Origin of the sequence: Enemella evansiae, assembly GCF_004362375.1 — a bacterium.
Lineage (GTDB): Bacteria > Actinomycetota > Actinomycetes > Propionibacteriales > Propionibacteriaceae > Enemella > Enemella evansiae.
On sequence record NZ_SNXA01000011.1, the window covers coordinates 35183 to 48864 of the forward strand.

At 70.4% G+C, this 13682-nt stretch carries 11 protein-coding genes; 5 read left to right on the plus strand and 6 right to left on the minus strand.

All coding sequences use genetic code 11. The features are described 5' to 3' along the window. The first annotated feature begins 26 nt into the window (after positions 1-26). Both C8D81_RS14805 and C8D81_RS14810 read left to right on the plus strand, forming a co-directional pair. Positions 27-1187 (plus strand): acyl-CoA dehydrogenase family protein, encoded by a 1161-nt coding sequence (locus C8D81_RS14805; RefSeq protein WP_133626338.1) that lies wholly within the window; start codon positions 27-29, stop codon positions 1185-1187. Further along, complete coding sequence (locus tag C8D81_RS14810) at positions 1187-2518, plus strand: PucR family transcriptional regulator (RefSeq protein ID WP_094403940.1); 1332 nt, start codon at positions 1187-1189, stop codon at positions 2516-2518. Before C8D81_RS14805 ends, C8D81_RS14810 begins: the two co-directional genes overlap by 1 nt. Here the strand turns inward: C8D81_RS14810 and proB are convergent. Continuing rightward, positions 2505-3659, minus strand: a complete 1155-nt coding sequence (gene proB / locus C8D81_RS14815; protein ID WP_094432371.1) for a glutamate 5-kinase — start codon at positions 3657-3659, stop codon at positions 2505-2507. The two genes, C8D81_RS14810 and proB, sit on opposite strands and share 14 nt — an antisense overlap. After that, positions 3652-5223, minus strand: coding sequence for a GTPase ObgE (obgE, locus tag C8D81_RS14820; protein ID WP_094432037.1), 1572 nt, complete (start codon positions 5221-5223; stop codon positions 3652-3654). Before obgE ends, proB begins: the two co-directional genes overlap by 8 nt. A 135-nt stretch (positions 5224-5358) precedes the next feature. Between obgE and C8D81_RS14825 the strand changes: the two genes are divergently transcribed. Beyond that, positions 5359-6213 (plus strand): PIG-L deacetylase family protein, encoded by an 855-nt coding sequence (locus C8D81_RS14825; RefSeq protein ID WP_094360185.1) that lies wholly within the window; start codon positions 5359-5361, stop codon positions 6211-6213. 69 nt (positions 6214-6282) lie between these two features. Here C8D81_RS14825 and rpmA read toward each other — a convergent pair whose 3' ends face one another. The 3 genes from rpmA to C8D81_RS14840 form a co-directional block, all read right to left on the minus strand. Then, on the minus strand, positions 6283-6570 hold the full coding sequence (gene rpmA, locus C8D81_RS14830; RefSeq protein WP_094360183.1) for a 50S ribosomal protein L27: 288 nt from the start codon (positions 6568-6570) through the stop codon (positions 6283-6285). Between the two features lie 14 nt (positions 6571-6584). Next, positions 6585-6893, minus strand: a complete 309-nt coding sequence (rplU, locus tag C8D81_RS14835; protein WP_094360181.1) for a 50S ribosomal protein L21 — start codon at positions 6891-6893, stop codon at positions 6585-6587. 241 nt (positions 6894-7134) lie between these two features. Next, positions 7135-8013, minus strand: a complete 879-nt coding sequence (locus tag C8D81_RS14840) for a hypothetical protein (RefSeq protein WP_133626339.1) — start codon at positions 8011-8013, stop codon at positions 7135-7137. Positions 8014-8092: 79 nt separating this feature from the next. On the opposite strand from C8D81_RS14840, the gene C8D81_RS14845 reads away from it, so the two are divergent. Both C8D81_RS14845 and C8D81_RS14850 read left to right on the plus strand, forming a co-directional pair. Then, positions 8093-9271: a benzoate/H(+) symporter BenE family transporter gene (locus C8D81_RS14845; protein ID WP_094428838.1), complete on the plus strand. Its 1179-nt coding sequence runs from the start codon at positions 8093-8095 to the stop codon at positions 9269-9271. Between the two features lie 609 nt (positions 9272-9880). After that, the gene (locus tag C8D81_RS14850; RefSeq protein WP_094407011.1) at positions 9881-10342 is read left to right on the plus strand and encodes a MarR family winged helix-turn-helix transcriptional regulator; all 462 of its coding nucleotides are present in this window, start codon (positions 9881-9883) and stop codon (positions 10340-10342) included. A 118-nt stretch (positions 10343-10460) separates the two neighbouring features. Here C8D81_RS14850 and C8D81_RS14855 read toward each other — a convergent pair whose 3' ends face one another. Further along, positions 10461-13463, minus strand: coding sequence for an Rne/Rng family ribonuclease (locus C8D81_RS14855; protein ID WP_133626340.1), 3003 nt, complete (start codon positions 13461-13463; stop codon positions 10461-10463). Positions 13464-13682: the final 219 nt, after the last annotated feature.

A 13682-nucleotide genomic window follows, 5' to 3' on the forward strand; every position in this document is an offset into this window, starting at 1 on the left:
CGATCGATACGATTTCAGCCAACTCAGTGCCCGACCAGAAGTGGCTCGAACGGGCCCGGGCACTGCAGCCGCAGCTGCGGGCCAACGCCAAGGACGGTGAGCAGCAACGACAACTGCCGGAGGTCGACGCCAAGGCCCTGCAGGAATCCGGACTGCTCTCGTTCTGGGTGCCGCGCCGGTTCGGCGGCCCGGAGGTGAACTTCCGGACCGGTGTGGACATGATCTCCGAGGTCGCCTACGGCAACGGTGCCGCCGGTTGGGTCACCGCACTGATCAACACCAGCAACTGGATGGCCGCGCTCTTCCCGGAACAGGCGCAGCAGGAGATCTGGGGATCGGACCCGAGCACCCTCGTCTCGACCGTCTTCGACGCGAATGCGACCGCCGAACCGGTCGCCGGTGGCTACCGGTTCTCCGGCAAGTGGGGTTTCGCCTCCGGCTCGGCCCTCTCCCAATGGGCAAACCTGGGTGTCCTCATCCCCAGCGCCGACGGCACGATGAGCCACGCGCTGGCCGTGGTGCCCACCTCCGAACTGAGCTACCAGGACACCTGGTACACCACCGGGATGCGGGCCACCGGCAGCAACACCTGGGTCGCTGAGGACGTCGTCGTGCCGGAACACCGGCTGCACCACTTCGATGACCTGATGGAGCGGCGCTACCGCACCGAGTTCGGCGAGGAGATCGTCTACCGCGGTCACTTCATGCCGGTGGCCACCATGATCATCGTCGCGCCCCATCTCGGCATGGCCCGCGCGGCGCTGGATCTGACCCTGGAGACCGTGCCGAAGCGCCGGGTGAAGTACACGGTCTATGAGAAGTCTGCCGATGCGCCGTTCGTGCAGACCCTGGTTGCGGAGGCGGCCAGCATGATCGATGCGGCGACCATGCTCGTCCACCGGCTCGCGACGACGATCGACGACGCGGCCGCGGAGAACAGGGATCACACCGCGATCGAGCGAGCCCGCGCGCGGATGGATGCCGGGCACGCGGCCACCTTGTGCCGGGAGGCGATCGACAAACTGATGAGCGTCAACGGCGCCTCCGCCTTCGCCGAGTTCAACTACCTGCAGCAGATCTGGCGGGATTCGCACACCGGCAGCCGACACGCATTCGCCGAACCCGTTCTCGGGATGGAGATCTATGGCCGCGAACTGCTCGGTCGGGACCGGGTGATGCCGATCTGATGAGCACCGCGATGGAACGGGACGAGGCGACCGGCCTGACCTGGGTCCGGGCGATCACGATCGACGCGGCCTCGGTGGGGTCGCCGGAACCCACCTCCGATCTGCCCACCCGGATCTGGGCCGAGGAGCAGCTCGGCGCAGATCCGGTGTGCTGGGCGCTGGTGACCGCCCAGCGGATGGCCGACCAGATCGTCGAATCGGTGCCCATCTTCGGCTCCGATGCCGGGGTGCATCTGCTGCTCCGCCGAGCGGTCGAGGGCACCACCCTGCGGTTGCTGATCACCCTGCTGACGGACGACACCGATGCGGTCTGGCCAGCACCGGAACCCGCCGACGCCGTCACCTCCTATGTCCGCCGACAGATTCCGCTGGAGGATGTGCTGCGTTCGATCAGCGTGAGCCAGGAGGTGTTCACCCGCTTGTTGCTGGAGCAGGTCTCGGTGCTGGTGCCGACCGAGCGGATCAACGAGGAGACCCGCGCCACGCTGAGCCTGGTGTTCCGGACCTATGACCTGTTCAGCTCGGCGATCGCCTCCTACTACCTGCGCGATGCCGAGCGCTGGGCGCAGACCACCGCCGCGGTGCAGACACGCCACATCGAACGGGCCCTGCAGGCGACCGCCACCGCGGAGGTGGCCGAGCTCAGCAGGGAGCTCGATTACGACCTGACCGGCTCCCATCTGGCAGCGGTGTTCTGGATGCGGGCCCCGCGGTTGGTGAGGCGGGCCCCGGAAGCGATCGAAGCCGCGATCCATCACCTGCTGGCAGCCACCGGACGGCCCGCTCACCTGGTGCGGTGGGTCGGCCCGGCGACCGCACAGGTGTGGCTGCAGGTCGATGATCCGGCGGCGGCCGACGGATTGGATCTCGAGCTGGCGCATGTCCAGAACCTGCATCTGGCGGTGGGCAGCGTCGCCGCGGGTATCTCAGGCTTCCGCAGCAGCCACGAGTCCGCGAGAGCGACCGAGCGGTTGGCGCACCTGGCGGGGCCCCGATTGCCCTGGCTGGTCACCCACCGGTCGGTGCAGGCGATCACCCTGCTGCTGCACGACCTGCCGGGACTGCAGGCATTCGTCATCCGCACCCTCGGCGCGTTGGCCGCGGACGAGCCACGGGCCGAGGAACTACGGACGTCACTGGAGGCCTATCTGGCCGCCGGCCGCAGCTCCCGCAAGGCCGCGGCGACGCTGCCGGCCCATCGCAACACCGTCGTCTACCGGGTGCGGAGCGCGGAACAACTGCTGCCCCCGGGCAGTGCTCTGGATTCGATGGAGCTGCGCCTGGCGCTGCGGGTCTGCGAGTTGCTGGGGCCGCGCTTCAGCGAGAGCTGATCGGCGTACGCCGGCTGGGCCGCAGCACCACCAGCACGTCGCGGTGCACGGCCACGCCCTGCAACTCCTCGCCCAGGTCGGCGAGCAGGCCGGCGCTGTCCTTGCCGCGCATCCGGCGCAGGTCCGCGGCATCGTAGCCGGCCAGCCCGCGGGCCACCACCACACCGTCCGGATCCACCAGATTCAGCGGCTCGCCGGCGGTGAAATCCCCTTCCACGGCAGTGATTCCGACCGGCAGCAGGGAGGCATTGCGCTGCACCACCGCACGGGCCGCACCGGCGTCGAGGTGCAGCTGACCGGCGGTGTAGGAGGCGTGCTCCAGCCAGAGCAGCCGGGTCGGGCGCCGTTTGCCGGTGGGTGCGAACCGGGTCCCGACATCGGCACCGCGGAGCGCCGCATCGGCGTTCTCGGCCGAGGTGAGCAGGCACGGAATCCCCGCCGAGGTGGCGATTCCGGCCGCCTCGATCTTGGTGACCATGCCACCGGTACCGACCTTGGAGCCGGTCCGGGTGATGTCCACCCCGGCCAGATCGTCCGGACCGTTCACCGCATCGATCCGGCGGGCGCCGGGGCGGGCGGGGTGATCGGTGTAGACGGCGTCGACATCGCTGAGCAGGATCAGCGCGTCGGCGTGCACCAGATGTGCGACCAGCGCCGCCAGCCGGTCGTTGTCACCGAAGCGGACCTTGTGGGTGGCGACGGTGTCGTTCTCGTTGACGATCGGGATCACCCCGAACTCGAGCAGCTTGGCCATCGTCCGATACGCGTTGCGGTAGAGACCCTGCCGGGTCACGTCATCGACGGTGAGCAGCACCTGGCCGACCTGCCAACCGTGTTCGGCGAAGCCGCGGGTGTAGTGCGCCACCAGCAGCCCCTGCCCCACCGAGGCGGCCGCCTGCCGGGTCGCCAGGTCGCGCGGGGCGGTCTTCAGCCCGAGCGGGGAAATCCCGGCGGCGACCGCACCGGAGGAGACCAGCACCACCTCCCGCCCCGCCTGGCGGGCGGCCGAGATGGCCTCGACCAGCGGTTCGATCCGTTCCGGGTCGATCGCCCCGGCCGGTGTGGTCAGCGAGGAGGAGCCGACCTTCACCACGACCCGATGGGCCGAACCGAACTCTGAGGCGTCGTTCACATCAGTCATCATGGTCGGCGTCGCCCGGTGCCGCACCCTCGTTCCGGGGCGTGGACCGGTTGCGAGCCGACCGTTCGGCGGTCTCCCGGGTCCGGTTCGCGTAACCGCGGCGCATCCCCTGGGTCTCCGGTTCCGCCTCGGCCCGCTCGGCCTGGTACTCGGCGTCCCGGGCCCGGCGCCGGGCCACCGCCGGGCGTTCGTCCAGCACCCGGTCGTCCTCACCGCGCCGGGAGAGGATCTCCGCACCGATGTCGATCTGCGGGGAGAAGTCGAAGACCACCGCATCCTCACCGCCGATGGCCACCGCATCACCGGGGCGGCCACCCAGTTCGAGCAAGCGGTCCTCGATGCCGATCCGGTTCAGCCGATCGGCCAGGTAACCGACGGCCTCAGGGTTGTTGAAGTCGGTCTGGCGCACCCAGCGTTCGGGCTTGGCGCCGCGGACCCGCCACATGTGCCCGCCCTCGCCGTCACCGATCCGCTTGATAGTGAACTCCGCACCGGAGCCGGTGACCGGCTCGGGGCGCAGCACGATCCGCGGGGCGGCCGGCGCGGGCTGGGTCTCGCGGCGGCGGCGTACCAGATCGGCCATCGCGAAGGTGAGGGATTGCAGACCGGTGCCGGACTTGGTGGAGATCTCGAAGACCGGCCAGCCTCGGGCCTCGACGTCGGCACGGACGATCTCGGCGAGCTCGCCGGCGTCGGGGACGTCGACCTTGTTCAGGGCGACCAGCCGCGGCCGGTCCTCCAGCCCGCCGTGCGCGGCGAGTTCGGCCTCGATCACATCGAGGTCGGAGAGCGGGTCGCGACCCGGTTCGAAGGTCGCGGTGTCGATGACGTGCACCAGCGCGGCGCAGCGTTCCACGTGCCGCAGGAAGTCGTGGCCCAGGCCGCGGCCCTCGGAGGCGCCCTCGATCAGGCCGGGTACGTCGGCGACGGTGAAGGTGGTGTCACCGGCGACGACGACACCGAGGTTGGGCACCAGGGTGGTGAACGGATAGTCGGCGATCTTGGGCCGGGCGCGGGAGATCGCGGCCACCAGGCTGGATTTGCCGGCGCTGGGGAAGCCGACCAGGCCGACATCGGCGACCACCTTGAGCTCCAGGGTGACCCGGTGCTGCTCCCCCTCCTCGCCGAGCAGTGCGAAGCCGGGTGCCTTGCGGGCCGCGCTGGCCAGGGCGGCGTTGCCGAGCCCGCCCTTGCCGCCGGCGGCGATCACGAACTCGGCGCCGACCCCGGTCAGGTCGGCGAGCTGCTGGCCGGTGTCGGCGTCGGTGACCACGGTGCCGTCCGGGACGGAGAGCACCACATCCTCACCGCGGGCGCCGTTCTGGTTGTCCCCCTTGCCGGGTTGGCCGTTGGTGGCCCGGCGGCGGGAGGCGCGATGGAACTCGACCAGGGTGGTCAGCCCCGGGTCGACGCGCAGGATCACCGAACCGCCGTCACCGCCGTTGCCACCGTCGGGGCCGCCGAGGGGCTTGAACTTCTCCCGGTGGACCGAGGCGCAGCCGTGGCCGCCGTTGCCGCCGGCCACGTCGAGGGTGACCTGGTCGACGAAGGAGGGAATGGCCATGATTGGGTGCTTTCTCTCGGGGACGATCCAGTCTATCCGGCGTACGCGAAGAGCCCTTGTCCTTATCGGGCTGGACATGAAATGGTGTTCCACGCGTAATCCGATGTCCAACGATTCCACTGGAGTGGTCCCGTCATGAAGATCATGACCTGTTTCGCCCATCCCGCCGACACCGTCACCAACTGTGGCGGCACGCTCGCCCGGCATGCGGATGCCGGTGATGAGATCGTCGCGGTGATCCTGACCCACGGTGGCCGGATCCATCCGAACAAGTACGCCGAGGAGTGGCGCCGGGAGAATCCCGACGACCAGATCACCGCGGCGAGCATTCTGGAGATCGCAGAGAACAAGAAGCGGGAGCTGGAGCGGGCCGCCGACGTGCTCGGCATCGGCGAGCTGGTGCTGCTGGATCACGACGACACGATGGCGACCGTGCACGAGGACGTGGTGGAACAGGTCGCCGAGCAGATCGCGATCCACGCCCCCGACGTGATCATCGCCGACTACCCGCAGAATCCGGTGGTCACCCTGTCCAGCCACACGGTCGCGACGATGACGCTGCTGGCCGCGCTGGAGCGGGCACAGACCTTCCTGCGCAACGTCGACGGGCGCGCCGAGGTGAACGTCAAGCAGGTCTTCTTCTCCGGCAATCCGGTGCTGGTCGGCGACTCGTTGTCCGCCTACGGTCAGCGCGCGGACTGCTACATCGACATCACCGGGACCGTCGGCCGCAAGATCGCCGCGATGGACTGCTTCCCCAGCCAGGGCTACGACGGCGACTTCGCGCGCAAGGTGGTGGAGTCCAACAACGGTGAGCATGGCCGGTACGCGGGGGTGAATTTCGCGGAGGCGTACACCCGGTTCCGCAACGAGACCCACACCCTGCTGCCGCTCACCGAGCACGCCCGGTCCCAGGACTATCTGACCCGGCACCGCGACTATTCGGTGATCAACCTGCGGGAGCAGTTCCCGGTGCGCCGGGGCGAGTGACTCGGGGGAGACGCAGCAGGGGCGGCCCAGACGGACCGCCCCTGCTGTGTTGCTGTGGTTAGGTGGGTGTCAGTTGGTGCTGGCCGCGGCCGCGGCGGCAGGCGCCTCGACCGGGTTCACCTTGACGACCCGGCGACCGCGGCGGGTGCCGAACTCGACATTGCCCGCGCGCAGCGCGAACAGGGTGTCATCGCCACCGCGGCCGACGCCGTCGCCCGGGTGGAAGTGGGTACCGCGCTGGCGGACGATGATCTCGCCGGCGTTCACCAGCTGGCCGCCGAAGCGCTTCACGCCGAGCCGCTGGGAGTTGGAATCGCGACCGTTCCGCGTCGAGGACGCGCCCTTCTTGTGTGCCATCTCAGTCAGTCCTCTCAGGCGTTGATGCCGGTGACCTTGACCTGCGTGTAGCGCTGGCGATGGCCCTGGCGCTTGCGGTAGCCGGTCTTGTTCTTGTATTTCATGATGCGGATCTTCGGGCCCTTGGTCTCGGCCAGCACCTCGGCCGTGACCGACGCCTTGTCCAGCGCACCCCGATCCGCGGTGACGGACTCGCCGTCGACCAGCAGCACCGGCTGCAGCTCGACGCTGGAGCCCACCTCGTCGGCGACCTTGTCGATCTCGACGATGTCTCCCACGGCAACCTTGTGCTGGCGGCCGCCACTGCGCACGATCGCGTACACGCCTGACCTACTCTCTGTCCTCGTCTGTGGACCCTGCCCGGTCTGAAACCTCGGGGAGATCCGATCCTGGAAGGCACCGCAGTCGCACGACAGGCATGCGTCCGCTGAGCACCGAGGATCAAGAGTACGCGGGGGTACGCGGGTGGGTCAAACTCGCGCCCACGCTCATCGCCAGGCTCATCTCGACACGGCCGCCATTGCTCCGCTTCGCTCCGCATGGCGGCCTACTCGATGAGCGTACTCAGCGGAGATCACCCGGGTTCGCCAGCCCGGGCGGCAACCCTCCCGGATCGGTGTACCAGTCGGCGTACCGGGTGAACAACTCCGCCGGCAACTGGTCGGCGATCAGGGCGAGCTGGGTGCCCTGGTTCTGGGCGAAGGAGATCGCCGCCCGGGCTGACCCGACCGGCGGACTGGCGACCAGGAAGCGGCCGCGGATCCGCCAGTCGAAGGCGACCTCCTTCATCTGCGCGATCACCGCCGGGGTGAGGAACTCCCGCACGTACTGCTCGGCCTCGGTGCCGGTGTCCCAGCCGGTGACCGTATAGAGCCGGTCGAACTGTTCGTCACCGGTGTCGATGTCACCGCCGCGGTCCTGCTTGCCCTGTTCGCGGGCCACCTGCAGCGGTGGCAACGGGGCGCTCAGCGGGACCAGCAGATGCCAGGAACGGTCGCCCTCGTCGGTGACGTGTTCGAAGGCGGTGAAGGAGGTGGGCTCACCGTTGTTGGCGCGCTTCGCGCCGACGAGCCCGTCGAGCCGGTTCTCGAAGTGACCGCCGGAAAAGTTGGCCGGCGGCACCGTACCGGCCCACAGCTCGGTGACCCCGGCGGCGTACGGGTCGGCGGTCATCCCTTTCGGCAGCTCCGTGGGCAGTGTGATCGGGTCCTGGCGGCGGGTACGCCGGCCGCCCGGTCTGGCCGACCGGTCCCGGCCGAGCAGCCAGACCAGCAACCCGAAGCCGCCGAACACCGCGGTACCGAGGCCGGGCACCCAGAGCCAGCTCCCCGGCTCGACGATCGCGCCGACGATCAGCACCACCGGGCTGGCGAGCATCCAGATGATGAACAGCCACATGCAACCGGCCCGCTCGAGCGGGTTCGGTGGTGAGGTGTCTGACACCCGAGCATCGTGCCATTCCCACCGTCCACCTCACCGGCCGAGCGAGCGCAGCGAGTCGAGGCCCCCTAGGCTCCGCACCATGTCCACCCGGCGGGAGACCGCACACACCCTGCTCGCCGGGGTGATCTGTGCCCTGGTCGGTTTCACCAGTTCCTTCGCGGTGGTGCTGGCCGGCCTGCGGGCCGTCGGCGCGGGCCCCGCCCAGGCCGGGTCGGGTCTGATCGTTGCGCTGGTGACGATGGGGCTGGGCTCGCTGCTGTTCTCCTGGCGGTACCGGATCCCGATCACGATGGCCTGGTCGACCCCGGGGGTCGCGCTGCTGGCGGCGGGGGTGGCACCCGCGGGCGGTTTCGCGGCGGCGGTCGGCGCCTTCGTGCTGACCGGGCTGCTGCTCGCCCTCACCGGCCTGGTACGCCCGTTCGGTGAGCTGGTGCAGCGGATCCCGACGCCGTTGGCGAATGCGATGCTGGCCGGTGTCCTGCTGATGCTCTGCGTGGCGCCGTTCCAGGCGCTGATGCGCTCCCCCGCGGCCATCGCGCCGGTCCTGGTGTGCTGGCTGGTGCTGCTCCGGTTGGCGCCCCGGCTGGCCGTACCGGGCGCGCTGCTGGCGGCGGTCGTGGTGCTCGCGGTCACCGGCGCCCTGGGCCGCTTGGATCAGAGTCATCTGACCCCCGCACTGACCCCGGTCCTGCCGCGTTTCGATCCGGCGACCCTGTTGGCGATCACGGTGCCGCTGTTCCTGGTCACGATGACCAGCCAGAACATCCCCGGCACGGCCGTGCTGGCCGGTTTCGGCTATCGCACCCCCTGGCTGCCGGCGATGGCGTACACCGGTGGGACGACCGCGGCCGGGGCACTGCTCGGCGGCCCCGGGATCAACCTGGCCGCGATCTCCGCGGCCCTGGCCGCCGGACCGGAGGCCGGGCCCGATCCGAACCGGCGCTGGCTGGCCGGGGTCTCCTGTGGGATCACCCACCTGCTGCTGGCCCCGCTGTCCGGAGTGGTCATCGCGGTGGCCCAGGTGGCACCCGATGGCCTGCTGGCGACGATCGCCGGCCTGGCCCTGGTCGGCACCTTCGCCGCCAGCGCGACCGCGGCGCTGGCCGAGCCCGGCTCACGACTGCCGGCGGCACTGACGATCGTGATCGCGGCCAGCGGGTTGTCGGTCGCCGGGATCGGGGCGCCGTTCTGGGCCCTGCTCGGCGGCCTGGTGCTGCATGCGGTGCTCTCGCCGCGTCGGGGTCGCCGAGACCAGTAGGGCGCCACCGATCAGCATCGGTACGCCGTAGCGGACCACCTCACCGAGGCCGAGCATCACCCCCATCGCGAGCAGATAGATCGTGAACAGTCCCGCGGTCACCTTGCCGACCCAGCGGCGCTGCCAGCCGGCGAGCAGCAGGACGCCGAGGGCGACCTCCAGCAGCGTCGCGGCGACCGCGGCCACGGTGGCGAGGCTGCCCAGCGGCCCGGGCAACAGGCTCGCGGTGTAGGCGACGAAGGCGGGCCAGCTCCCCCACGACACCCCGCTGGCCCCGGCCGGGCCGAACAGGCCGAAGCGGTCGGCGACCGCGCCGAGCAGGGATAGTGCGAGCAGCACCGCGACGACCGTGCCCAGCACCCGCACGATGCCCGGGAGGCGTGCGGCGAGCGGGGGCAGGCTGCACACGGCCAGCAGGGTGATCGCAACCAGCAGCGCCCCGGTGATCACCCCGGGCCAGACGGCGTACCCGATCCCCCACCCCAGTTGCAGCAACAGGCCGGCGACAACCCAGATCCAGCCACCCGTCCGACGGGCCCCATCCATCCAGCGCATTGCACGCCTCCTTTTAGTAAGGTTCCTGATGAAACCCTAGGGAGGAGATCGCAGATGGTCAAGCGCCTTACTAATCCGTTCGTCGGCGGCCCGACACCGCTCGGCACCCTGCTGACCGCGGCCGGTCGGCGCATCTCGGGCGAGTTGGATGCCGCGCTGCGGACGGCCGGGTTCACCGATGTCCGGGCCGCGCACGCGCCGCTGTTCATGGCGATCGAGGCGGACGGTTGCAGCGTGACCACGCTCGCCGAGCGCACCCGGATGACCAAGCAGGCGGTCGGCGAACTGATCCGCCACCTCGCCGAGCGGGGCTATCTGCAGGTCGCGCCGGATCCGGACGACAAGCGGGTACGCCGGGTCACCCTGACGACGCGGGGTTGGCAGGTGGTCGAGGCCGGCCAGCGGGTGGTCGCCGACTTCGATGCCTGGCTGGCCGCCGAGGTCGGTGCGGACCGGGTGCAGCAGCTGCGCGAGACGCTGACGATGATCGCCGACACCGAGCCGGCCGAACGCTGAGCGCGGGCCCGGCGGACTCCCTCCCCACCCACGCCGCGATCCATCGAACCAAGAAGCCATCCCCCTGGCCCTGTAGGAGGAGGGGGATGGCTGTTGGATTCGCTGGATCGCGGAGTGATCAGCCCTGGGACTGCTGGGACGGCTCCGGGGCCTGCAGCGGCGCGTCGGCGGGCTCGGCCGCGGGGACCGGATCCGGTACCGGCGGGGGCTGCACGATCGTCTGACCGGTGACCTGGGCCGGCTGCTGATCGGGCTGCTCGGTCCGGTCGGACTGGCCGTTGTGCGCGTGCGCCGGGGTCTCCGGCTGCTCCGGTTCCTTGTGCTCCGGCGCCTTGTGCTCCTGCTGCTGCGGCTGGCCGTTCTGCCGCGAGCGGTCCTGACCGTTCTTGTCACCGCGATCATTCGACTCATCGCGGTCGTTCTTCTCCGAACGATCCTTCTTCTCACCCCGGCCGGACTTGTCGTTCTTGTCGTTCTTCTCCGACTTGTCCTTGCCGCGCCGGTTCTGATCGCCACCGCGGTTGCGGCCACCACGACCACCACGGCCACCGTGCCGGTCACCGCCGTCGGACGGCGCCTGGGTCTCCACCGGCATGTCGTGGATCAGGTAGCCGCGGCCCTTGCAGGTCTCGCAGGACTCGGTGAACGCCTCGGCGAGCCCGGTACCGATCTTCTTGCGGGTCATCTGCACCAGACCGAGGCTGGTCACCTCGGCCACCTGGTGCCGGGTCCGGTCGCGGCCCAGGCACTCCACCAGGCGGCGCAGCAGCAGCTCCCGGTTGCTCGGCAGCACCATGTCGATGAAGTCGACCACGATGATCCCGCCGATGTCGCGCAACCGCAGCTGGCGTACCACCTCTTCGGCGGCCTCCAGGTTGTTGCTGGTGACGGTCGCCTCGAGGTTGCCACCGGAGCCGGTGAACTTGCCGGTGTTGACATCGATCACCGTCATCGCCTCGGTGCGGTCGATGATCAGCGAACCACCCGAGGGCAGGAACACCTTGCGCTCCAGCGCCTTGGCGATCTGCTCGTCGACCCGGTGCGCGGCGAAGATGTCACCCTGATCGCGGTCCCACTTCTCGATCCGCTCCGACAGGTGCGGGGCGACGTGCGAGACATAGGCGGTGACGGTGTCGTACGCATCGTTCTGGGCCTGGTTGCCGTCGATGACCAGCTTGCTGAAGTCCTCGGTGAACAGGTCCCGGACGATCCGCACGGTGGCGTCGGGCTCGGCGTAGAGCTGCTGCGGCGCGGACCCACCGGTCTTCTTCTCGATGGCCTCCCACTGGGCCTTCAACCGGTTCACATCGCGCACCAGCTCCTCGGTCGAGGCGCCCTCGGCGGCGGTCCGGACGATCACCGAGGCGTCGTCGCCGACCAGCTCGGCCAGGATGTCCTTGAGCCGCTTGCGCTCGTTGTCGGGCAGCTTGCGCGAGATCCCGGAGAGGTGACCGCCGGGGGCGTACACGATGTAACGCCCGGGCAGCGAGATGTGGTTGGTCAACCGGGCGCCCTTGGCGCCGACCGGGTCCTTGGTGACCTGCACCAGGATCGACTGACCCGACTTGAGCACCTTCTCCATCTTGCGGTTCTGGCCGTCGGCGCCGAAGGAGTCCCAGTCGACCTCGCCGGCGTAGAGCACGGCGTTGCGGCCGCGGCCGATGTCGATGAACGCGGCCTCCATCGAGGGCAGCACGTTCTGCACCTTGCCGAGGTAGACGTTGCCGATCAGCGAGGTCGCCGAGGCCCGGTCGACATAGTGTTCGACGAGGACGCCGTCCTCGAGTACGCCGATCTGGGAGAGCTCGTCGTTCTGCCGGATCACCATCGTCCGGTCCACCGATTCGCGGCGGGCCAGGAACTCGGCCTCGGACAGGATCGGTGCGCGGCGCCGACCGGCGGCGCGGCCCTCCTTGCGGCGCTGCCGCTTGGCCTCCATCCGGGTCGAGCCCTCGATCCCGGTGACCTCGTCGGCGGAGCGGCCGGACCGGTTGCGGCGCGGTTCGCGGACCCGGTCGACGACCTCGACGTTCTCGTCGTCGTCGCTGCTGCCGGTCTCACCGCGGCGGCGGCGCCGGCGCCGACGACGCCGTCCACCGGAGGACTGCTCGTCCGCATCATCGGAGCCGGAGTCGGAGTCGGAGTCCTTCGAGTCGTCGTCCTTGGCCTGGTCGTCCTTGGCACCGGAATCGGCGGTGTCGGCACCGTCCCCGGACTCCTGGGCGGTGTTCCCCGAGTCGTCGGAGGCGTTGTCGTTGTCATCCCCCGACCCACCGCGACGGCGGCGGCGACCACCCCGGCGGCGCCGACGCCGGCGGCCGCCATTGGACTGGTCGTCGGCATCGGAGTCCGAGTCGTCCGAATCGGAGTCCTCGGACTCGGAATCGTCGTCCTCGCTGTCGCGGTCCTCGGACTCGGCGTGGTCGCTGCCCTCGGGCTCCTCGCCCTCGGTCTCCTCCTCGTCGCCGTCCTCCGCATCATCCGCCTCGGCGGCGGGGGTCTCGACCGGCTGCGGAGGCTGGAACGGATTGGCCAGCGCCGCCCGGGACCGCTCGGACTGGTCGGCGGCTGCCGGCTGCTCGGCGACGGACGCCTCGGTCGGTTGCTGCTCGGCGGGCTGCTCCTCGGCGGCGGGCTGCTCGACCGTGGGCTCCTCGGCCACCGGTTCGGCGGCGGCGGCCTTCTTGCGGGTGGTGCGCTTGCGGGCCGGGCGGGCCGGTTCGGCGGCGGGCGCCTCGGCCTGGTCACCGGACTCGGCGGGCGCGGGCTCGGCGGTGAGGGCGGCCTGTTGCTCGCCCCCCTCGGGTGCGGGCTCGGCGGTCTTGCGGCTACGCCGCGTTCGGCGCGGCGCCTCGGCAGCGGGCGCCTCCGCCTTCTTGCGGCTGGCGCGCTTGCGGGGGGCGGCCTTCTCGGTGGTCGGCTCGGCGCTCGATCCGGGCACCGGCGCCTCGGTCGCCACCGGCTCCGGGGCCGCTGCGGGGGTCTCGACCGGCGCGGGCTCGGCGGGCTTGCTCTCGATCGGGGCCGGCGGACCGGCGGGGCGGCTGGCGGAACGCCGACCGCTGGGCGGGCGGGGCAGGTCGTCGTCGGCAGCTGTGTTGTTGTTCTGGTCTTCGAGCATTCGCTCTCCTTCGACCGGCCGGGGCCGGCGTACGGCTGCGCACCGCGGGCGCTCACCGAGGTGGCGCAGGCAGACGGCGCTGCAGAAGCTTTCAGTCCGTCCCGGTCGTGGTCGTGTGGTCTGCCGCGGTCGCCAGGCGTCGCGGTCGGGACCGGATCGTGGTCTGTCACCCCACGAGAACACCGATTCCAGGACGAGGAGCACCGGCGGTGCCCCCAA